Raw genomic sequence first — 21,555 nt, forward strand, 5'->3', positions numbered from 1 at the left:
GTCCGGGAGCAGGCAATACGCAACAAAACCTGATGATTGGGCTAAAATTGCGCGACCTGCTCTCGGCGTTCAGGCCCGTTCTTTTGGGTTGAAGGCCGACACCGAACCAAGGTCATTCTCATGAACATCCTTGTCGTGGAAGACGAGCCCAAGGCGGGCAATTACTTACTCAATGGCCTGCAGGAGCAGGGATACTCCGTCAGCCTGGCCCGCGATGGCGTAGAGGGTTTATACCTGGCCCTGGAAACGCCTTTCGACGTCATCGTGCTGGATGTGATGATGCCGAAAATGGACGGTTGGGAAGTACTGCGCCGCCTGCGCAAGGACGCCGATACGCCGGTACTGTTCCTGACCGCGCGCGATGACATCGCCGACCGAATCAAAGGCCTGGAGCTGGGAGCCGACGACTACCTGATCAAACCCTTTTCTTTCGCCGAACTGGTCGCACGCCTGCGCACCTTGACCCGTCGGGGTCCAACCCGGGAAGAAGAGCAACTGCAGATCGCCGACCTGCAGATTGATGTCATCAAACGCCGCGTCACCCGCGCCGGCGTGCGAGTGACGCTGACAAACAAAGAGTTTGCCTTGTTGCACCTGTTCGCCACGCATCAGGATCAGGTGCTGTCGCGTTCACTGATCGCCTCCCGGGTCTGGGACATGAACTTTGACAGCGACACCAACGTGGTCGACGTGGCGGTGCGACGCCTGCGCCTGAAAATCGACGACCCTTTCCAGCTGAAGCTGATCCACAGTGTGCGGGGCATTGGCTACCGCTTCGATACGCAACCATGAACCGTCGCCATTACTCCCTCACCCTGCGCCTGGCCGTGGTGTTCGCCTTGCTGGCCTTCGCCCTGATGGCCACCACCGGCGTCGCACTGTATCGCGATCTTGAGCGCGAACTGATCCGACGCGACGAGTCCACTCTGGTCTACCGCATCGATCAGCTGCGTACTTTTCTTAATGGCAGCAATACGCTGGAACTGATCAAGACCAAACCTATGCTGTTTCAGAACATGCTGGGCAATCGCGAATACATACTCACGATTGGCGTTCCAGGGGAAGCCCCGTTACTGCTGGTCAATCCCCGTCATATCGATATTCCCGACCTCACTCCCGTGACCATGGACCATTCCCTGTCGCTGACCGATGTACAGCATCTACCCGCCGTGAACGGAACGCCCTTCGCGGCCATCTCCGCAAGTATCGACTCGGGCAAGCTGAAACTGACCGTTGGCTGCCTGATGACCGAACGAACTGCCGTACTTGCCAGCTATCGTCTCAGCGTTTACATCCTCGCCAGCCTCGCGGCGATCGTCCTGGCGTTGGCTGGATATGCCCTGGTTCACCGCGGTTTGTTGCCCGTCAGGCGCCTGGCGCAACAAGCCCACGGTATCGGCATCGGCAACCTGACAGAGCGACTCGACAGCCAAGGTGCTCCGAAAGAGTTGCTGCCGATGATCGACTCCTTCAACACCATGCTTGAGCGACTCGCCAAGGGTTTTGCGCAACTGAGCCAGGTCTCGACCGACATGGCCCACGAACTGCGCACACCCATCAACAACTTGCTGGGCGAAATCCAGGTCGCCATGCATAAGAACCGTAGCGTGGAGCATTACCAGCAGTTGCTCGCCTCCAACGTCGAAGAACTCGAACGCCTGGCACGCATGCTCGACAACATTCTGTTCCTTGCTCGTACTGATCCCGGTAGCGCTCGTGATCAGCGCCAGGAACTGGGCGCCGCCGACGAGCTGGAACGCGTAGCCGATTACTTTGAAGGCCTGGCCGCCGACGTCGACATGACCATCCGCGCGGAGGGCGACGGCCTTATCTGGGCCGAGCCCATGCTGCTACGCCGCGCCTTGGCAAACCTGTGCGCCAATGCGATCAAATATGGCGCACCTCATTCCGAACTGTTGATCCAGGCCACACCGTCCGAGGACGGCATCAATCTGCGCGTGCGCAACTACGGAACCACCATCCCGGCGGAACACCTTCCGAGACTATTCGAGCGTTTCTACCGCGTTGATCCATCACGCGAGCGCTCGGCCCAGTCCAATGGCCTGGGGCTTTCGATCGTCGCCACGATCATGCAACTGCACAGTGGCCGCTACAGCGTCACCAGTGAGAATGGCGTGACCTGTTTCGATCTGTTTTTTCCGATACGGGAACAGTGAGAGCCAAAGCACGGGTGGATCAATGGATTGATTGGCAAGCGTCAGATCTCAACAAGTCATGGAGTTATGCCTTCATGTCACTGGTCAGGCATTCGCCTGAACATCAAGACAGCGTTGAACTTCACCTTTTCACAGTCAATTGCAGCTTCTTTGAGGAATATGCTGATTTTTTGCCCGTTCGGTGTATCGGCCGTATACAACGTGATGGGGTAAGACGCGCTCATGAGGGAACTCCATTCCAGGGCTATTTCATTGCATTTGCAATCATATTGAGGCGTGCAGTATGGTGCAAGCACGACGGAACGCACGGAGTTTTCAGGATATGATCGGCTTTTCCAGCTTCAATAAGACACCACAGACCACTCTTGCCGCTCAGGCCTGCATCGATAAAATACAAAACCTGGCACAGCAATACACTGCTGGTTTTTCCTCGCCGCTCTACACCATGATTGATATCGCCAATCGACTGGAAAGGGATCCTGGAACGGCCAGGCATATCTGGGTCATCCGATCCAACAACCAATCTCAAATCGATAGTTGCCACCCACATATCAATGCCTGGCCACTGCGTTTTAGCCCAGCAGCCCGTGCCAGCGAAAAACCGCTGTTGTACCTGACCAGTTCTGCGACATCAGCCGAACTTTGCGCACTTTCGAACGAATCCGCCCACAGGGGCATTCTGTGCAATGACATAGAAACCCTGCCTTCTCGCTGGCCGAAAGGCGCCCACCCTTGGGTCTCGATCTGGCTGGCCGCCAATCCGCAATGCCTGCCCTTCGACCCCGCCAGCGGTGCCGAAGCGCACGCCATTGCGCTTGCTGCGTTGCAAAGCTTGTATGTGGAAGGTAATGACGGTTTCTATTACATGGCGCTTCACGATGAACCCAATGATTTCATCGCCCCCATCAGCCAACTCAGTGCGAGCCAGGCACTTAAGGGCATGTACAAGCTCAACGAGATAGATACAGATGCCGGGCAACCTCGGATTCGCTTGTTGGGCGCGGGGCTGGCGTTGCAGTCAGTGGTCTCAGCGGCGCAGATGTTGCGAGATGACTGGGGTGTCGAAAGCGAACTCTGGAGCTGCCCCAGCTACACCCGCCTGGCCCGGGATGCAGACAAGGCACAACGCTGGAACCGGATGCATCCGCACATGCCGCGGCGGTCGTCACATTTGCTCGACTGCCTGAGCGCCGATGATTGCCCGGTGGTCGCTGTGACCGGTTATGCCCAGCATGTCGCCGATCAGATCGGTGCGCATATCCGGTCACGATTCGTGGCGCTCGGCGCTGACTCAACCGAAACACCGCCGGGCAAATCGTTGGATAAACGCTGGATTGTGGTCCTCGCTCTGCGAGCCTTGGCTGAGGACGGTGCTATCGCGCAGACACGCGTCGAACAGGCCATCGGGCGCTATCTGCTGCAATGACCGGACAGCGGTCAACCCGCTTGCCCACTGTTGCGCGCCGCCCTAGCGGCTCGCTCAAGCGCGTCACTGAAAAACCGCTGTTGCTCGTCATCAAATTGCGACAAAAACAGCTCATCCACTGCCCCTTCATAGATTTGCCACATTTTTTTACGTAGCACTTTTCCACTCTCGGTAATGGCGGCATACGCACCACGGCCGTCATCGCTGGCACGGCTGCGTGTAACCAAGCCTTCGGCCTCCAGACGGTCCACCAACCGGGTGAGGTTGTAACGCTCGATCGCCATCACGTCAGCCAATTCGTTCATGCGCCGGGTGCCGTCAGGGCCGCTTTCCAGGCCCCATAGCGCGTCGTACCACGCGTAAGCGGGCAGTCCGGCGGCCGCCAGCCGACGCTCGATTTCCCGGATCAGGCAGCGGTGAGCCCTGACGAATCTGAACCAGGTATCCGGATCGCTTGAAGACATGCATCACCCATTTTATGAAATCTATTTAGTTGCAATTGTAGCGTGCAGCAGGCTAAGTTCTCGCATGTAGTTGCAGTTGCAACTACATATATTATTCAAGGTTGGCGTCGACCCACGCCCCTTAGCTAGGCACCAAACGACTCGGTGCTGCAGCACTGTCCAGGAGACGACGATGGCACAACAACCCCTGTTTCTCGACGAGGATCCACAAGAAACTCTCGAATGGCTCGAATCCATTGAATCGGTGGCGAGCGTCGAAGGGCGCACTCGCGCCCACTATCTGATCGACCAGATGCTGGATTTCGATGCCAACCGCCATGGTGATTTTTACGGGCGCGTCACCACGCCCTACGTCAACACCATTTCGGTCGACCGTCAGCAGCCCTACCCCGGCGACCTGACGGTAGAGCGCCGAATCAATGCGTATATCCGCTGGAACGCCTTGGCCATGGTGCTGCGCGCCGGCAAACATTCGAACGTGGGCGGACACATCGCTTCCTATGCCTCGGCGGCCGTTCTGTACGACGTCGGCTTCGAGCATTTCTTCCGTGGGCGTACCGAGCAGTTTGGTGGCGACATGGTGTATATCCAGGGCCACTCTTCGCCGGGCATCTACGGGCGCGCTTATCTGGAGGGACGACTGAGTGAAGATCAGTTGGATAACTTCCGCCGTGAGACCGACCGCGACGGTGTCTCGTCCTATCCGCACCCAAGGCTCATGCCGGACTTCTGGCAGTTTCCGACGGTGTCCATGGGACTAGGACCGATCACCGCCGCGTATCAGGCCAGGTTCATGCGCTACCTCGAAGACCGTGGTCTGAAAGAACATCAAGGGCGCAAAGTGTGGGCGTTTCTCGGTGACGGCGAAATGGACCAGCCGGAATCGCTGGCGGCAATTTCCCTGGCAGGTCGGGAGAAGCTCGACAATATTATTTTTGTCGTCAACTGCAACCTCCAGCGCCTGGACGGACCGGTGCGCGGCAACAGCAAGGTGATCCAGGAATTTGAAAGCCTGTACCGAGCGGCCGGCTGGAATGTCATCAAAGTGATCTGGGGCAGCGGTTGGGATGCCTTGCTGGAAAAGGACAAAAGCGGCCTGTTGCGTCAGCGCATGATGGAATGCGTGGACGGCGACTATCAAAACTACAAATCCCAGAACGGCGCTTACGTACGTGAGCATTTTTTTGGCAAATACCCTGAGTTGCTGGAACTGGTCAGCGACCTGAGCGATGACGAAATCTGGAAGCTCTCACGCGGTGGCCATGACCCGGAAAAAGTCTACAACGCCTACGCCGCCGCCATGCGCCACAGCGGCGGGCCAACAGTCATTTTGGCGAAAACGGTGAAAGGCTTCGGTATGGGCGAAGCAGGCGAAGGCCAGAACATCAACCATCAACTCAAGAAGATGGGCGAGGACGCGGTCAAAGCGTTCCGTGATCGTTTCGGGCTAGACCTCACCGACGATCAATTGGGCGACATGCCCTACCTCAAGCCGGCGGCAGACAGTGTCGAGGCCCTTTATCTACAAGCCAGGCGCGCCCAACTGGGCGGTTACGTGCCTGCGCGCTTCAGTGCGGTGAAACCGTTGCAGATCCCGCCATTGTCGGCCTTGGACAACCAGCTCAAAGGCACCGGCGAGCGCGGGATCTCCACCACCATGGCGTTTGTGCGCATCCTCGGCACTTTGCTCAAGGACCCGAATATCGGCAAGCTGATTGTGCCCATTGTCCCAGACGAATCACGCACCTTCGGCATGGAGAGCCTGTTCCGCCAGATCGGCATCCACTCCCACGTCGGCCAGTTGTATACACCTCAGGACGCCGGACAACTGAGTTATTACAAGGAGGCACGGGATGGCCAGATCATGCAGGAGGGGCTGAACGAGTCCGGCGGTATTTCTTCCTGGATCGCAGCGAGTACTTCGTACAGTACACACGGTGTGATGACGGTGCCCTTCTACATCTTTTATTCGATGTTCGGCTTCCAGCGCGTCGGCGATCTGGCCTGGGCGGCAGGCGATGCCCGCGCCCGAGGTTTCCTGCTGGGCGCCACGTCCGGCAGGACCACGCTGATGGGCGAAGGCCTGCAACATGACGATGGTCACAGCCATGTGCTGTCCTCTACCGTACCGTGCTGCGTGTCCTACGACCCGACTTTCGCCTATGAACTGGCCGTGATCATCCAGGATGGCATGCGGCGTATGTATGTCGAAAACGAAGACATTTATTACTACATCACGCTGCTGAACGAAAACTACGCCCATCCGCCCATGCCCGAGGGTGTCGAGCAGAATATTCTCAAAGGCATGTATCGGCTCTCAGCATCGGCGCAGCCTGTTGAAGGCAAGCACGTACAATTGATGGGTTGTGGTTCGATCCTGCAAGAAGTCATCGCCGCCGCGCAGTTGCTGGAGCAGGACTTCGGTGTCAGCAGCGAAGTGTGGAGCGTCACCAGCCTGACCGAACTGCGTCGCGATGGACAGGATGCCGAACGCTGGAACTTGCTGCATCCCCAGCAGCCACCCCGTATCGGTCACGTTGAAAGTTGCCTGCAAGATAAACAGGGCCCGGTGGTGGTAGCGACTGATTACATGAAGATATTCGCCGACCAGATCCGCCCGTTCGTGCCAAAGAGGCGCTTCGTGGCATTAGGCACCGACGGTTTCGGCCAGTCGGACACCCGGGAATCGCTGCGCAGGTTCTTCGAAGTGGATCGCCACTTCATCGCGTTGGCAGCCTTGAAGGCGCTGGCCGATGACGGAGGTGTGTCAAGGGAAAAAGTGGCTGAGGCGATTGCACTTTATGGGATTGACCCGGAGAAGCAGAACCCAGCGAAAGTTTGAGTCTTATCCAATGTAACTGCCTCCCATTATTAAGGAAGGAGGCGACTTCTGGCCGCTGCGTTTGCAGCGGCCTTTTTAGAACTCTATTAACTCCCCTGCTATCCGTGTTGAAAAGTCGGCTTCGGTTTCCGCTAGTGTTTACACATCAGGCCATGAAGAACGCCGAACCTTAAGCCTGGTTCGGACGGAGTCATATGCGGGATACCAAATACCTTGAACGCCGCCAGCATGAGCACCAGGCCGCCGGGCAAGGCGCTCAGGCGATGGGTTGGCAAACCCGCTAATTTGAGTCGTTTCACATGCCCCACTTCCAGCAGACGCAATGACAGACGCAACAGACCGCCGTAGGTGATACCGCTTTGGCCGTAGTCGTTCAATCCATTGGCCTTGAGCACTTTGGCCAGCATCCTTGCGGTACCTGAAGAACCGATAGTCTGCTGCCAACCGAGTGCACGATAACGACGTGCAACTTTTTCAAACTGTAGGGTGGCCACCCGCTCAGCCTCGAGGAGCGCCTCAGCCGTGATACCACCGCCCTGAAAGTAACGTGCACCAAAGGTGCCGCTGCCGATGGCAATACTCTCGGTCAACAGGGGGTGAGCACCCTGCCCCAGAATCAATTCAGTGGAACCACCGCCGATGTCCACGACCAGCCGCATACTCTCTGTACCCGGTATCGTGTGGGCAACCCCGGCGTACACCAGTTGGGCCTCTTCATGCCCGGAGATGACATCAATACGAAAACCTAAATGCCGCTCCGCACTGCCCAGAAACAATTGAGCATTATCAGCTTCGCGGACGGCACTGGTCGCCACCGCACGTACACGACCGGCCTCAAAGCCGCGTAACTTTTTGCCAAATCGCGCCAGTGCCTGCCATCCCCGATCCAGCGCCAATTCGTTCAGCGACCCGCCCTGAAATCCCTCCGCCAAGCGGACAGGCTCACGCAGGGTTTTCACCTCCTGGATAACGAATTGCCGGTTCCGTTTGACCGACTGGCCAATCATCATGCGGAACGCATTGGAACCCAGGTCAATGACCGCAAACAGGGAGGCGTCTCCTTTCATACGGGTATTCCTCGCAAATTCATCAGCCATCAGGCGGAGCACTGCTGAGTGCTCAAGACGGTTTGCGAGGATCTTGCCATCGGTTCGATGACGCCAAGATGACACCCACTCTCCATTTTCAATGCAACAGGCACCAGACCAACCTGTCTCGACACCCCAGACCTCCCGGCACACTCGCCCTGACGCCGCCTAGCCGCCTCCGAAAGGCTGGGTTGTCTGGATGGACGCAGGGTGCATCAAATTTCGCAGCCATGCAGAAGCCGAAGCGTTCGTAAAAAGACCGGAAGATCGTGTAGTCGCAGAAGACAACCCGCCATGTGCTAACGTTCGCGCGTCATCACTTTAAAGTCATACGCCGATGTCTATCGCAGATAATCTCCTCGCCTTTACCTTCGCAGCCACTCTGCTAACGCTGACGCCCGGCCTCGATACCGCTCTGGTTTTGAGAACCGCAACGGTGGAAGGTAAGCAACAGGCGTTTCGCGCTGCGCTGGGTATCAATGCTGGCTGCTTACTGTGGGGCGCCGCTGTCGCCTTTGGCCTGGGTGCTCTGATTGCGGTATCGGAGCTGGCGTACAGCCTATTGAAATACTGCGGCGCCGCTTATCTGGCATGGCTCGGATTGAACATGTTGCTGCGCCCGCGTAGCTCACTATCGCCCGTTGAAGATGACGGCAAGCCAAATGCAAACTGGTTCCTGAAGGGCATGATGGGGAACGTCCTCAATCCCAAAATCGGCATTTTCTACGTCTCTTTTCTCCCTCAATTTATCCCCCACGGGCACAGCCTGGTTGCCTGGACATTTGGTTTGGTCAGCATTCACGTGGTGCTGGGTTTGATGTGGTCTTCGACGTTGATTGGCGCTACTCAATCCCTTGCCGGCGTTCTGCGGCGTGAGAAAGTGATCAAGTGGATGGATCACACCACAGGCATGGTCTTTGTGCTGTTCGCAACTGGTCTGGCCTTTAGCAAGCGCTGATGGCGACATCCCCACCTGGCCGTGATTAACCTCCGGGCGACAGCGCGCTGAGAGCCCACCGCGATCCCACAGGCGCTCACCTTAGGCAGAGCGGCGCAGGAAAGAGGAGCATCAATAGCCACCCCGCCCCAAAGAGCCCGATTCCGAACGTCAGATGCGCAATGACACTTCTGCACCTTGCCATGTTCGGTGCCGCTGCCCTCGAAGCCGCGATGCCAAAACCGAACGCGGGCTGCATGATGAAGAAAGGTGCAATCACACTGATCAAGCCCGTCACCAGCGCGGGCATCAGAGAGGGATTGCAGATCCAGGCAAGCCCTTGGGCACCGTAGAGCATCATCGCAAAGACACAGCCAGTGATGTAGTGGAACACCCAGCCAACCAGGCGTTCATTCTGGACACGGGGCGCAGTCACAATCGAGGCGTGACGAAACCGCCCTTGTAACATGTGGCCCAACCAACGACCGACGAGCCCATAGTCAGGCGACGCCAAGCCAAATACCCGCTTTTGAATAAAAGCCGATACGTCCATGATCAGCGTGGCCCCCATTCCAACAAACAGAATGCGCAGTACTGTCTCACCTACTTCCATGATATTTCCCCTGCCTTCAGCCTGTCTTGGCGGTTTGATTCCGGTAGTCTGCAAGTTCAAGTCGACTTGAGGTCAAGCATGAAAGAGATGGATATCGGTGAAGTGGCACGTCGTTCCGGTTTGCCCTCTTCAACCCTGCGCTACTACGAAGAAAAAGGTCTTATCCGCTCGATAGGTCGTCGTGGCCTGAGCCGCGTATTTCGTGCAGATGTACTCCAGCGACTGTCATTGATCGCGCTCGGGCAATCTGCGGTGTTTTCATTGGACGATATCGCCGCCATGCTGGACGCAGACGGTCAGCCTGCCATTGATCACAAGAGGCTTGCAGAGAAGGCTGATGAACTGGACCGCACCATCGAGCGCCTCAGTGCCATACGTGACGAGCTTCGTCGTGCTGCGTCCTGTCCGGCTCCCCGTCATATCGAATGCCCGATGTTTCAGAAAATGCTGAACGCTATTGGGTCAGGGAATCTCAAGAGAAAAACAGGCAAAGGCAGTCTCCGCAGACATGGATCGTGAGACGGTCACATGCCCACTTGGGGCGATGGCTGCCCCTCATGACCGGTTGAATCCACAGCCAAAAGCAGTCAGTCGACTGTCTTGACTGAGATGGATAAGCTGGCGTGTTTTCACGTGCAGGGTTGGGTGCATGACAGAGGTATACCAAGGAAGCTGCCTATGTGCAGCAGTCAGTTACGAGCTACTCACGCCACCAAAAGCAGTGAGTCATTGTCATTGCAGCCAGTGTCGCAAAGGTCACGGGGCAGCGTTCGCTTCGTACGGCAGCGTTCCCCGCAACGCGCTACGGATACTTGGTGGCGCCACCAGCATCAAAACCTATACGTCCTCAGCGACGGTGTTACGCGAGTTCTGCGCGCACTGTGGTTCGACGTTGTTCTGGTCACGATTTCAAGGCGAATTTGCCGACTGGGTTTCGATAGCACTGGGCACGCTCGACACGCCCTTCTTGCCTCAAAAGCAAAAACACCTTCATGTCGACTCCGCAGTCGATTGGTACACGCCATCCAAATGTTGTCCCCAAGTCGACTGACTGCTTCAGGTCGCGAGCGGCCCTCCACTACCGGCGGCTTTCGCTCCGAAGTGGTCATCGAACCTTGCAGCATCCATTTTGCCCTCCTGCTGACTCTTTCAATCCCACCTTCAAGGACCGAACCTGTGATCGCATCCCCCGCCAAACTCCTCTTCCTGCCCGGAGCCTCAGGTAACACCCGGTTTTGGTGCCCGGTTGCTGAGCGCCTGGCCCACCCGGCGCAGCAGGTCCATGTCGGCTGGCCCGGCTTTGGAGACACTCCGCCCTTGCCCAGCGTGACCGGTATGGATGATCTGGTGACTCGCGTGCTGGCCGAAATCGACCGGCCCACAGCGCTGGTGGCGCAATCCATGGGCGGCATAGTCGCGGTGCTTGCAGCGCTTGAACGCCCTGAGTTGATCACGCACCTGACGCTGACCGTCACCTCTGGCGGGGTGGATATGTCTGCTCTGGACGCGCATGACTGGCGCCCGGATTTTGCTGCCGACAACCCGACACTGCCGAGGTGGTTTCTCGACGACCGCACCGACCTCACGCTCCGGCTGGTCGAGTTGCGCATGCCAGTCCTGCTCCTCTGGGGAGATTCTGATCCGATCAGCCCCGTTAGCGTCGGCCAGCGCCTTGCTCAACTGTTACCCCGCGCGGAACTACACGTTTTCCCTGGCGCCGATCACAGTCTGGGCTTTACTCACGCGGCCGAGGTGGCGAGCTTGATCGAGAAACATCTGGCTTGCTGGTGAGCGGAGCACTTGTTGCCAACGAGGAGGAGTCCATATACGGACGTTCGATCCATGCCTGCTTTCAGCCAAAAAAGAGAAGCTGGCCTTCTCCCGCAGGCCCGTATTGCTCAAGTTCCCGGCTCACCAGCCGACAGCCTTCGTTCCCACTTCACGGATGATTTTAATGTCCCGCTCTCTTTTTTTCGGCGTTGCTTTGCTCGCCGTCGGCGCCGCCTGCACTGCCCAAGCCCAGACCGTCACCACGCCCGAACAACTGCTGACCGAATTCTCTCGTTGCGATGCGCATTTCTTCGAGAGCCTGCGCGATGCCCGCCTGCCAGCAGGTACCTTGCGCCTGAGTGACTACGGCTCGGTCAAGGCACCAACCATCATGAGTCCGCTGCAGGAAGGTGGCACTTACCAACACTTCGAAACGCCCCTGATCGTTAACGGCGTGCGTATGGTCGGTTATTACAACCAGGCCGAAACCATCAAGAACGTCGGCAATTTTCTGTTCTGGGGTTTCGTAGCCGATGGCTTGCCGCAAGAGGTGGCCGCAAAACTCAAGCCGCTGATCGTCGACAACGCACGCTTTGTCAGTCAGGGCAAAGCCATTACCCGCGCCGAAATTCGCCGCATCGGTGACCCGATCGGTCAATGGCGCACCGAAGGACTGACCGGCCCCGGCGTCGCCACGCCATTTGGTTTAGTAGACCGCGTGCTGATCGTCGACACGGGCGACACGACACCGCCGCTCGCGGGACACACCACCGTGTTCTGCTCGCTACAAGGCACCGTGACCGCGCCGCTCTTGCAGGTCTATCGCCCTGACCTCAACGCTCATCTGCTCGACTGACAAGGATGCTTATCATGAATACTCGCTGGCCCGCACTGATCGCCTGCTCCGTCATCCTCACAGGTTGTGCAGGGATGCAGAACCCGCAAAAAGCCAACCTTGTCCACTGCACTAATCAGTTTAAAGCGTCCAAAGCCGAAAACTACTCTCTGGCGCTGCAGGAAGGTGATCTATGCCTGCAAAAAAATACGCTGCCCGCCTCGCTGCAAAGCTTGATTTACGCGGTGCAGGCCGACGCCTACAGCAACCTCAAGCACTTTCCCGAAGCCGTGGCCGCCAAGGAAAAATCCATGCAACTGGCGGTCAAGCCTGATCCGCGCGCCAACCTGGACTTGAGCGCCATGTATCGCGACGCTGGCAACCCGAAAAAAGCCCTTGAACTCGTGCAGTACAACCTTGACAACGGGATGGGAGAAGCTGGAAAGGGTTCCGGCTTCCACATGCCGACCTACTATCATCTGGGCCTCGCGCTGACAGACCTGGGTCAGTACCGAGAGGCCGCTGAAGCGTTCAGCACCGGCCTTCAGCGCCAGCCGGACTATGCCTGGGCCTATTACGCGCGCGCGATCGCGTACGACCATTTGGGAAACAAGGACGACGCCAAGGCCGACTTCATGAAGTTCTCGCAGATCGCCAACAAGAAGTACGTGCTGGAGGAGCACAAGGCCAAGCTCGCCGAGTACAGGATTTCCATGCCGTAGCAGGAGAGCCGGCTTAGTGACGAATGCGGTGGGTCAGCGAGCGCGGAGTGACCGCTTGCCTCGCATCTCAGACGAGTGAACGATCACCTCTGCTCCACCCCCGGGCGACGAAAAGAACCAAATGTGTCGGGGCCCCTTATAGCCCCGACGTCACTAAATCTACAGACTCGATCGCTGCTCATGGCAGCTTTCTGTATCAATCCTAACGCGAGGGAACGACTACTACTGACCGGTTTATGCCCATCGCGAAGGGCAGATAACGGCCAGAAGCTGCCGTTGAGCGTCTACGAAACCAACGGTGACTCACAACTTTGCACCATGGCGATGCAGGAGCGAAATGTGCTTTTGCGTTTTCATATCGAAGCCAATACGCCAGAATGCGTTCAACGCCTGCCATCAGATCAGCGAGAGCTGACACTTGTGGGGCTGAGCCGATAGCCAGCAAGGAACGCACATGAATTTCTTCAAGAAACTTCTCATTTCATTGAAAACTCCTTTGACCCAAGACGTCCAACCTACACCGCAACCCCTCGAATTGCGCGAGCCTGTTACTCCCGGCAGCTTGACTGAGGCTGAAGTGGTAAATCAGGCAGCCCGACAAGCTAGCGAAGCGTGCCTGGATCGTCATTGGGGATCCGTCGGCACAGTCGAGCGGGATGTTCTTTCCTATATCATTAGTCCGAGCTTTTCGGGTGGTCCTTACTGGCCCTCGACCCGTCAGGCTTACCGAGTGGTCCGCCGTGGCGACTCAGTTATCATCGCCACCGAAGGCCTGTCAGATCCATTCGATGACGCTGAAGGGATGGGCAATGGTTTCGAGATGGAGTTGTTCATAGAAACAGCAGATATACCCGAGCACGCCCGTGGCCCCTTGGGTGAGGTCGATCCTTTCAAGCGCAGTTGGGCATTCGAGCTGGTGGAACACGTTGCCAAAACGGTGGCAGATGCTGGAGGAATCACCCACCGTCTCGAGCAGTACGGTGCGCTATCTCTTGAAATTCCCGGGTTCAGCCTGTCGCACCACATGAGTGATCAACTCCCCAGACTCTTCGTGACCGATGACGACTCTACCGGCGTCTTGCTGGGAGCCCCTGAACCGGATTTCCCTACCCAACTGGATGACATGCCTTTATCCCCGGTCAGATTGGTTCCAGTGGTATTGATCACAGCGTCGGAGCTTGAATACGTCCGTTCTGGCGGGCGAGAGGCACGCGAGGATCTGGTGGTCCGTTTGAAGGCTGCGGGCGTCGGACATATGAACAGCCTTCATCGTGCTAGCGTTGTGTGACACCGGGCGGCTCTCAACCGGTAGCTGACCGAGGCGAACGGCTGTTTTAAGTCTAATGTCAGCTTTGGTTTTTTTGCCAGTCGCGACCGGCTGAAAGCAGCCCTTCGGATGACAGTCACCGCTGAAAATGAACGGCTTTACTCGAACGAAAGACCAAGCAGCTCGCTGCCACCAGCACCCATGCCGCTACCCCGCCATAGAGCATCACCCAGCCAAACCCATGCGCCAACGCTGCGTTGGCGACATCGACCGGAATCGTAGCTCCCTGGCCAGTCTGCGCCAACACGGCAGAGTTGCCGGCTGAAATATTCTCCGCCAGCAACCTCAGTTGAACATCATCGGACAAGCCAGATAACTGGTTGCGTAGAGAAGACAAAATACCTTCCACCAAGATGAATCCCATCAGCGCGATATTGATTGCAAGGCTGATCATACGAGCGCTGATATCGATGCCCGATGCCATGCCAGCGCGCTCATTAGGCACCGATCCGGTGGTGGTATTGGTAACAGGTGTATTGGTCAGCCCCAGCCCGATCCCGGCGATCAGGCAGCCCGGAAGCATCGTCAGCCAGCTGGCATGCGCGACACTGCTGCCCCATTTCATCAGCAAGAATCCCAAACCTATGGTGAACAAGCCTGCGGGAATCACCACGTCAGGTCGATAGCGCAGCGCCAGCCGCTCGCTCAACGGGGGGACAACCAGCGTCGGCAGCGTATAGGCCAGCAGTGCCAGACCAGTGCCCACACTGGCGTAGCCCAGGCCATTTTGAAAGTACAGAGGCAGGTAGATCATGAATGGCCAGAAGCTGAAGTTCATGGCCGCCGCCCCCAGCAATGCACCCGAGAAGCGGCGAATGCGGAACACTGAGAAGTCGAACATCGGATCGACATTGCGTCGCTGTGCGACGACAAAGACGATGAAGCTGACCATTGCCACAACCAGACTGGCGATCGCCGAGCCACTGGAGAACCCCACCCCCGCTCCCTGAGTGATGAACCAGGAAAGGCCCAGCACCGCCAGCGACAGTGAAATAATACCCAACACATCAAGCCGGCGACGCTGCGGATCGCGTGATTCATCAACACCGGCGATCACCAGCACCAGCGCGAGCACCGCAATTGGCGCATGCACCAGGAACACCCATTCCCAACTCGACAACGCTACGATAGCTGCGCCAATAATCGGGCCGAACCCCAAACCGATGCCAAACACGATCCCCCACGCACTGAAAGCTTTGCCGCGCGCAGCTCCCGACTGGAATCGGTGAGACAGCACTGCCACCTGACAGATCAGCATGGCACCACCGGACATACCTTGCAGGCATCGACTGGCGATCAACACACCGGGGCTGGGCGCCCATCCACAGCCCAGAGAGGTAATGCCGAAAAGCACCAGGCTAATGACAAACACTCGCTTGCGCCCATACCGATCCGCCAGTATGCCGGTGGCCATTAGTACCGTGGTGCAGGCGATGGTGTAGGCATTCATGATCCACTGTATATCTTTGAAATCGCTGCCCAGAACCGATTCAAGAGTGGGCAGGATTGCCGGCACGCTCGAGATCTCCAGGCCGAACATCAACGAGGCCAAACAAACGGCGGCTAGTGTGAAAACATCTTTTTGCGAAGAAGTGAACGGCATCATGATCTTCCAGATCAAGTTGATGGGTGCTGGCAAGACCACCCCGAACACCATCAGGGAAGAGACGCGATAGCCTTGCCAGGGTCACCTGGTACAAGTCCAGGAGACCGGACGCATTCTGGAAGCAATTAAAAAATGACAGAAATGATTTAATTTCGTAAGTTTTATTAATATCCATCATGAGTCAACTTAATGGACTTCGACCCAACTCTGTTGCGTGCCTTTGTTGCGATCAAGGAGGCCGGTAGTTTCACTCGTGCCGCAGAGCGGCTGCACCTGAGCCAGTCGGCGATCAGTCATCAGATCCGGCGTTTGGAAGAACAAGCCGGTACCACGCTACTGATGCGCACCACCCGACGTTTGACGCTTACAGAAGATGGCGAAGATTTTCTGCGCCATGCCGAAAACGTCCTCAGAGCGCAAGACGCCCTCTCCCGGCGTTTCAAAAAATCATCGGTATCCGGGGCTGTGCGCTTCGGTGTGCCAGAAAATTTTATCGGCGATGGTCTACCGCCGTTGCTGACTCGGTTCGCCAGACAATTTCCCGCAGTACGCCTGGATGTAACCGTCGGCACCTACCTCGATCTGCGCGCGCTGGTCGATGTCGATGGGCTCGATCTGGCCGTGATCCTGGCATTGCCGGGAAGTCAGGCCGACGGTACCGTGCTGCGTGAAACCCGGTTTGTGTGGGCGGCGGCGCAGAGTTTCGACTTCACCGGCGATGCCCTTTTGCCGCTGGCGTTTGCACCAGCGCCCTGCTTGCACCGCCAGGTGGCCGTAGAGGCATTGGAGCATTCCACTGTAGATTGGAGAGTCGCCTTTACCTCCCCCAGTCAACAAGGACTGCGAGCGGCGGTATTGGCAGGGCTTGCCGTCACCGCTCTACCGCTGGGTGATCTGGAGCCTGGTATGGTGGTGATTGACGGTCAGCATGGCCTGCCACCGCTGCTGGCTGCAGATTTCAGACTGATTTGGAGTGTCACAGGAAAGACACCTGCGGCCGACGCATTTGGGCACCTGCTGGTGGAGATGTCTGAGTCGTCATCGATCTAGAACCAGCTGACTCGATTGGCATTGCAGTGATAAGCATCTGATAAGGAGACAGACTTATTGATCTGCCATCAGCCTCGACGCTTGATGCGCGCCGCAACACTGACACTGCCCTGCTCGGCGGCGATGAAATACTCCAACTGGCGGAAGGTGAAGCCGATCATCGCAATGCCCCCTCTCGGATACTTGAACCAACAGCTGCGCCGCTACCCCGCCAGAGCCGGGTTCAACGCTGCTGGCGTACGCCAGGGTATATCGGCCCAGGCACCGCCGCCGGGCGCCAGCAACTGGTGCAGATGCTGCTCGTGGAACGCTTCGCCCAGCGAGTCGACGCGAAACGCCGCAACCCACTGCTCGCGCCCCAGCTTATAGGCTTTGCCGAAATCTTCCCAACCGTCGAAACAGTCCTGCGCCCGCTGTGCATTGAGCAGCAGCACACGCCAGGCGAGATCGGGCTCGAGCCAACGCATCAGCAACGCACAACGGACCAGAAACGCCACCCGCGCGCAGGCAAAGGCCATGGCCGCACGCGGCTCATCGCCGGCCGTCAGCGCCTGCAGGTCGAGGCTGTACCATTGCTGTTCGAGGGTCGCACTGAAGTGCGCCCGCACCGCCTCGTCATTGCAATTGCTGCGTACCCCCGCCTGGTGCAGCAACGCTGCGCGCATGATCGTCTGCGCTTGCTCGGTGAAGTGATCGCACGCCGGCGAGTAGAAGCCCTCGACTTCCATCGCATCGGCCATGGGCCTGGCCAGCAGCAGCGACCAGTGCTTGCGCTGGCTGAACAACGGCGTGGCGCCGCGTGGTCTGAATGCTCGCCACAGCAACCAGGCTGAAACAACAACTGCGATAAACAAAGACATGCCGTTCTCCTTACCTTGCCCGGGCCTGCCAGGCCTGGATTTCCTCGGCCTGGGGCGAGGTCATGTCAGGCCACGGCACACCTTCGGTCAGGTACAGCGGGTCATTAGGCTGACGCTCAATGCGTTTACTGAAAATATGCCGGGTGGCGTACTTGACCGACACCGCTTGCGGGGCAACCTGCAAGAACTGCTGCGGCTGACGCCCGGCCACCAGCCATTCGACCATGGCCGAAGGCGCATCGAGGCGCTCGTACAGTTGCGGATAACGGGCCACCAGGCGAGTCTGGGCGGTCGGGTCGCTGACCTCTTCGATGCGCAGCCAGCCGGCTTCGGTGCGCACGATGCCGATGGCGATGCAGTCGGCGGGCGTCTGCTGGTCGGTGCCCAGGGCATTCAGGCACTGCAGCAGGTCCTGGTAATAGCGCTCGACCGGCGGCCGGTTCTGCTTGCCCTTGACCTGCTCGACGGTCAAGGTGCCGTCGGCCTGGACGATCAGGCTGATGGTGATGTGTGGCTGGCCCTGGCCGTCGCGAAAACTGAACACGCGCATGCGCCGCTGCTCCACCGCTTCGGCATAGCGTTCACCGTAGCCGCCGGTCAAGGCGCGGCGATCGGCGAACTGGCCCAGGCAGTGGCGCATCACGTAGCTTTCAAAGGCCATTTCCGCGCGCAGCAAAGAACTCTCGGGGCGCAGCTCCTGCAATACGTGCTCAGCGGTGGTCACCCGCGTGAGCAAGGCCTCGGGCTGGCTCTGGCGCCAGCCCTGCTCGACCCGCGCAGTCATCTGCACGTGTTCCTTTTGCCACAGCGCCAGCGCCTGCGGGCAGTTGATACGGTCGAGCTTGCCGGCCAGCGCCGTGCCCTGACGCGAGGTCAGGAACTCCACCAGCAAGGCCTCCTGGGCCAGCAGTGGCGCCTGCTGCGGATCGACCCAGACCAGCGGCGCAAGCGCCTGCTGCGAATCTTTGCCAGCGTCGCTTAAATGCCTGGCCACCCATGACGGCGGCTCGGTTCCCAGTGCCTCGACAGCCTGCTCCAGGGTCAGGATCCGCCGCGCAGGCTCGAAGTTGCCGACCAGATGACGGTAGAAATGGTTGAGCAACCATTTGCCCACCTCTGGCGCATCACCGCGGGCCTTGCTGCGCTCGGCAATGCCACGCTTGAGTTGATCGGCATTGAGCGCGTTGCGCGGGGCGTAACCGGATTGTCGCAGCTCTGGTGTCACTTCCATATCTGCCACCAGGCCTTGCCGGCCGGTTTTTCCGAAGCCTGCAGCTCGGCGATGCTCTGGCGGAAGATTTCATTGTTGCTCTGGTCAACGTCGTTGTTCGGATCACTGCGCAGGATGGAACGCTGGTAATAGGCCAGGGCCTCTTCCTTGCGCCCGAGGCCCTTGAGCACATCGCCGGCGCAGCCCAGCAGGGAGGATTCGTCGCGTTCGTTGATGTGCGGCGCGTAACGCAGCCACAGGCTGGTGGCCGCCTCCGGCAGGCTGTACGACAGGTACATGGCAACTTTTATCCGTGCGAACAGCGGCGAGTATTTCAGCTCCTTGTCGCTGATTCCGCGCTCTTCCTGCCATTTGAGAATACGCTCCAGCCAGATCAGAATCTCGCGTTCGCGGTCCAGGCGGTACAGGGCGCGGGCGACGTCCTGCAGGTATTCTTCCGGGTCGTGGCGGCTGTAGCCATAGTCGGCTGCGTAGTGCCAGAGCTGTTCGGCGGCTTCGGCGATGCCCGGGTTATCCTCCAACAGAATGCGGTTTTGGAGGATGCCCTGATAATGTTCTGCGAACGAGCTGGCGGCGATACCGCGGGTATGCAACTCAAGGGCCTGTTCATACAGGCGCTGGTCGTTGTAGCAGCGGTAGTTGATCGCCAGGTTGTTGCACAGCATCGAGTACAGGTGCGCGCAGGCATCGAAGCGGTGTCCGCGGCCGCTGGCGAAGCATTGCTCCATACGGGCCTGGCCGTGTTCGTAGGCAACTTTTTGTACTTCGCGCAGCAACGACCAGGCCCGATCTGTCTCCTCGCTCGAGAGCTTCTCGACTTGCGCTTCGACCAGGTCTTCGATGGCATTCGCAAACTGGTAGTAGTACATGCCACTGGCCATTGGCGGCAAAGGTTGGCGCAGGGCATCGATAATGCCGAACACACTGGCATGGGCGCTGACCAGGCTGTAGGCGCTGCGGTTGTCCTGCATATCGCCGGCCGGGACGGCCTCGCGCAGCATCGTCAGTTCGGTGTTGACGTCGATGCGCCCGGCCTGGCGTTCACGCACCGCCATCAGGCGGCTGATCCACGGGTGGTTCGGCGCGCGGCGCCGAGCTTCTGCAAGGGCCTGGGCGAAGACGTTGTCGATTTGCTCAAGGTCATCGCGCGCAGCATGCAGTGCATCGAGCAGCGGGCCCTGGGACGGCGTCGACTCGTCACGCCACGGCAGGCCGGAAATGAACCGCTCCAGCACCGCTTGATCGTCACAGGCACGCATCACGCACAACGGCCACCACGCGGACTGGTCCTCGGCATCGAGCAGGCGATCGTGTACCCAGTAGGCCGTGCCCGGCCACATTTCGTCGCGCACTTCATAGATTTCCATGAACGCACGTTGCCCGGCCTCGTCGATCTGGCCGTTCTCAAGCAGCCAGGGCAAATGGAAATCAACGAAGTTGTCACCGCCGCCGGACTCCAGGCTCAGGGTCGCCACTTCACAGATTTTCAATGCGCCGGCCAGGTCGCCCTGGGCCTTCAGTGAACGGGCGGCCAGACGCGCCAGGCGTACTTCCCATTCCCGGCGCCGGGGCAGCGACAATTCGGCGATCAACCGCACCACAGGTTGCTCGAACATCGCCAGGCGCAACGGCACGATTTCGATCAGCGCATCGCCCAGCCACAGCCAGTCGTTACCGTCGACATCCTGATCTTCGCCGGCGTTGCGCAACGCGGCAATTGCCGCCAGCGCGGCTTCGCGAGCCTCTTCGTCACGTTCATGGGCGGCCAGCACCCGGGCCCGGCGCCGGTGTTGATCGGCATCGTCCCAGGCCCGCAGGGCGTGACGGCCGGGGTTGATCAGGGCCAGGGTGCGACGCACCTCGATAACCTTGAGGGCGACGTCGAGGGTGGTGTGCTGCAGATCGTCGAAAATGCGGTAGCGCCGGTACTGCTCGATGTCGAACGTCAGCGGCTCGTTGGTCAATTGCTGCAGGGTGTCGAGCACCTGCAGCAGGCCCTGCTCGTCTTTGAGGTAGTTGCCCAGCCGCAGTTGGCAGATCAGCAGGTTGACCTTGAGTTCGTTGCGCGCGCCGTCAGGCGTAGCCTCGATCAGTGCCTGGCCGTCGTCGGCCAGTACCGCCTTGGCTGCGTCAGCATCACCGGCGTTGACCCACAGCACGTGCAGACGGTCGATCGACTCCAGCGAGGCCGCCTTGAGCGGCTGGGCGCGCAGCTGGCCCAACAGGTAGTCGGCACCGTGTTCCTGATGCTCGACCTCAAGACGGTCCATGAATTGATCCAGCTGGATGCCGGACAGCACGGTGCTGTTTTGCGTCATTGTGAACTCCATTTGCGAATGACTGTGCATCGCCCGATGCGTCCTGCGCAGCGCCTTTGAGTGGGGCAGCGGGTATCCGCGTGCGTCTGCCTTGGACTGGCAACGATGACGAAAGGGATCGGGCAATACAGCGAGGTGCTGCACGCTACCAGTTGGCATTTGAAAATCCAAGAGCGTGCGGGGGGCGGAGTCAGTGATTAACGTGCAAACAGCGGATCGACACTGTGAATCGCCCCTGGATTGGCAGGCACCTTCGAAGGGCTGCTTCTGGCTGTGGATTCAACCGGTG

Annotated in this window: 20 protein-coding genes and 1 pseudogene; 13 read left to right on the forward strand and 8 right to left on the reverse strand. The window is 58.7% G+C overall.

What is annotated here, in order from left to right; translation table 11 throughout:
- The first annotated feature begins 120 nt into the window (after positions 1 to 120).
- From AABM55_RS18070 to AABM55_RS18080, 3 genes and pseudogenes are all read left to right on the forward strand, one after another.
- Positions 121 to 792 carry a heavy metal response regulator transcription factor gene (locus tag AABM55_RS18070; protein ID WP_347927193.1) on the forward strand — a complete coding sequence of 224 codons (672 nt, stop codon included), beginning with the start codon at positions 121 to 123 and terminating at the stop codon, positions 790 to 792.
- On the forward strand, positions 789 to 2,177 hold the full coding sequence (locus tag AABM55_RS18075) for a heavy metal sensor histidine kinase (protein WP_347927194.1): 1,389 nt from the start codon (positions 789 to 791) through the stop codon (positions 2,175 to 2,177). The genes AABM55_RS18070 and AABM55_RS18075 overlap by 4 nt, the downstream gene beginning before the upstream one ends.
- Positions 2,177 to 2,287 (forward strand): annotated as a pseudogene (locus AABM55_RS18080) (glutathione S-transferase); the annotation flags it as partial. The gene AABM55_RS18075 and the pseudogene AABM55_RS18080, both read left to right, overlap by 1 nt.
- Here the strand turns inward: AABM55_RS18080 and AABM55_RS18085 are convergent.
- On the reverse strand, positions 2,255 to 2,401 hold the full coding sequence (locus AABM55_RS18085) for a hypothetical protein (protein WP_347930103.1): 147 nt from the start codon (positions 2,399 to 2,401) through the stop codon (positions 2,255 to 2,257). The pseudogene AABM55_RS18080 and the gene AABM55_RS18085 sit on opposite strands and share 33 nt — an antisense overlap.
- Before the next feature lie 98 nt (positions 2,402 to 2,499).
- Between AABM55_RS18085 and AABM55_RS18090 the strand changes: the two genes are divergently transcribed.
- Complete coding sequence (locus tag AABM55_RS18090) at positions 2,500 to 3,603, forward strand: pyruvate dehydrogenase (RefSeq protein WP_347927195.1); 1,104 nt, start codon at positions 2,500 to 2,502, stop codon at positions 3,601 to 3,603.
- Positions 3,604 to 3,614: 11 nt separating this feature from the next.
- Here the strand turns inward: AABM55_RS18090 and AABM55_RS18095 are convergent, their stop codons facing one another.
- Complete coding sequence (locus tag AABM55_RS18095; protein WP_347927196.1) at positions 3,615 to 4,067, reverse strand: MarR family transcriptional regulator; 453 nt, start codon at positions 4,065 to 4,067, stop codon at positions 3,615 to 3,617.
- Positions 4,068 to 4,239: 172 nt separating this feature from the next.
- Between AABM55_RS18095 and aceE the strand changes: the two genes are divergently transcribed.
- On the forward strand, positions 4,240 to 6,909 hold the full coding sequence (gene aceE, locus AABM55_RS18100) for a pyruvate dehydrogenase (acetyl-transferring), homodimeric type (RefSeq protein ID WP_347927197.1): 2,670 nt from the start codon (positions 4,240 to 4,242) through the stop codon (positions 6,907 to 6,909).
- Between the two features lie 131 nt (positions 6,910 to 7,040).
- On the opposite strand, the gene AABM55_RS18105 is transcribed toward aceE, so the two are convergent.
- Positions 7,041 to 7,976, reverse strand: a complete 936-nt coding sequence (locus tag AABM55_RS18105; RefSeq protein ID WP_347927198.1) for a Ppx/GppA family phosphatase — start codon at positions 7,974 to 7,976, stop codon at positions 7,041 to 7,043.
- 358 nt (positions 7,977 to 8,334) lie between these two features.
- Between AABM55_RS18105 and AABM55_RS18110 the strand changes: the two genes are divergently transcribed.
- Positions 8,335 to 8,955, forward strand: coding sequence for a LysE family translocator (locus AABM55_RS18110; protein WP_347927199.1), 621 nt, complete (start codon positions 8,335 to 8,337; stop codon positions 8,953 to 8,955).
- A gap of 76 nt (positions 8,956 to 9,031) precedes the next feature.
- On the opposite strand, the gene AABM55_RS18115 is transcribed toward AABM55_RS18110, so the two are convergent.
- A complete protein-coding gene (locus AABM55_RS18115; RefSeq protein ID WP_347927200.1) occupies positions 9,032 to 9,547 on the reverse strand; it encodes a DUF2938 domain-containing protein in 516 nt (171 codons plus the stop codon).
- A 78-nt stretch (positions 9,548 to 9,625) separates the two neighbouring features.
- On the opposite strand from AABM55_RS18115, the gene AABM55_RS18120 reads away from it, so the two are divergent.
- The 6 genes from AABM55_RS18120 to AABM55_RS18145 all read left to right on the forward strand — a co-directional run bounded on the left by AABM55_RS18120 (position 9,626) and on the right by AABM55_RS18145 (position 14,162).
- On the forward strand, positions 9,626 to 10,066 hold the full coding sequence (locus tag AABM55_RS18120; protein ID WP_347927201.1) for a helix-turn-helix domain-containing protein: 441 nt from the start codon (positions 9,626 to 9,628) through the stop codon (positions 10,064 to 10,066).
- 130 nt (positions 10,067 to 10,196) lie between these two features.
- Positions 10,197 to 10,598 carry a GFA family protein gene (locus AABM55_RS18125; RefSeq protein ID WP_103315945.1) on the forward strand — a complete coding sequence of 134 codons (402 nt, stop codon included), beginning with the start codon at positions 10,197 to 10,199 and terminating at the stop codon, positions 10,596 to 10,598.
- Positions 10,599 to 10,723: 125 nt separating this feature from the next.
- Positions 10,724 to 11,338, forward strand: coding sequence for an alpha/beta fold hydrolase (locus AABM55_RS18130; RefSeq protein ID WP_347927202.1), 615 nt, complete (start codon positions 10,724 to 10,726; stop codon positions 11,336 to 11,338).
- Positions 11,339 to 11,501: 163 nt separating this feature from the next.
- Positions 11,502 to 12,173, forward strand: a complete 672-nt coding sequence (locus tag AABM55_RS18135) for a hypothetical protein (RefSeq protein ID WP_347927203.1) — start codon at positions 11,502 to 11,504, stop codon at positions 12,171 to 12,173.
- 14 nt (positions 12,174 to 12,187) lie between these two features.
- Positions 12,188 to 12,874, forward strand: a complete 687-nt coding sequence (locus AABM55_RS18140) for a tetratricopeptide repeat protein (RefSeq protein WP_347927204.1) — start codon at positions 12,188 to 12,190, stop codon at positions 12,872 to 12,874.
- Between the two features lie 454 nt (positions 12,875 to 13,328).
- A complete protein-coding gene (locus tag AABM55_RS18145; protein WP_347927205.1) occupies positions 13,329 to 14,162 on the forward strand; it encodes a suppressor of fused domain protein in 834 nt (277 codons plus the stop codon).
- A gap of 115 nt (positions 14,163 to 14,277) precedes the next feature.
- On the opposite strand, the gene AABM55_RS18150 is transcribed toward AABM55_RS18145, so the two are convergent.
- A complete protein-coding gene (locus tag AABM55_RS18150) occupies positions 14,278 to 15,804 on the reverse strand; it encodes an MFS transporter (protein WP_347930056.1) in 1,527 nt (508 codons plus the stop codon).
- A 192-nt stretch (positions 15,805 to 15,996) separates the two neighbouring features.
- Here AABM55_RS18150 and AABM55_RS18155 point away from each other — a divergent pair, with 192 nt between their 5' ends.
- Positions 15,997 to 16,857: a LysR family transcriptional regulator gene (locus AABM55_RS18155; RefSeq protein WP_347927206.1), complete on the forward strand. Its 861-nt coding sequence runs from the start codon at positions 15,997 to 15,999 to the stop codon at positions 16,855 to 16,857.
- A gap of 203 nt (positions 16,858 to 17,060) precedes the next feature.
- On the opposite strand, the gene AABM55_RS18160 is transcribed toward AABM55_RS18155, so the two are convergent.
- From AABM55_RS18160 to AABM55_RS18170, 3 genes are read right to left on the reverse strand one after another with little or no spacing between them, the layout of a single operon-like run.
- On the reverse strand, positions 17,061 to 17,717 hold the full coding sequence (locus tag AABM55_RS18160) for a DUF1266 domain-containing protein (RefSeq protein ID WP_347927207.1): 657 nt from the start codon (positions 17,715 to 17,717) through the stop codon (positions 17,061 to 17,063).
- Positions 17,718 to 17,727: 10 nt separating this feature from the next.
- Complete coding sequence (locus tag AABM55_RS18165; RefSeq protein ID WP_347927208.1) at positions 17,728 to 18,948, reverse strand: hypothetical protein; 1,221 nt, start codon at positions 18,946 to 18,948, stop codon at positions 17,728 to 17,730.
- On the reverse strand, positions 18,939 to 21,266 hold the full coding sequence (locus AABM55_RS18170) for a hypothetical protein (protein WP_347927209.1): 2,328 nt from the start codon (positions 21,264 to 21,266) through the stop codon (positions 18,939 to 18,941). The genes AABM55_RS18165 and AABM55_RS18170 overlap by 10 nt, the downstream gene beginning before the upstream one ends.
- Between the last annotated feature and the right edge of the window lie 289 nt (positions 21,267 to 21,555).

The organism is Pseudomonas helvetica (assembly GCF_039908645.1).
Taxonomy (GTDB): Bacteria; Pseudomonadota; Gammaproteobacteria; order Pseudomonadales; family Pseudomonadaceae; genus Aquipseudomonas; species Aquipseudomonas helvetica.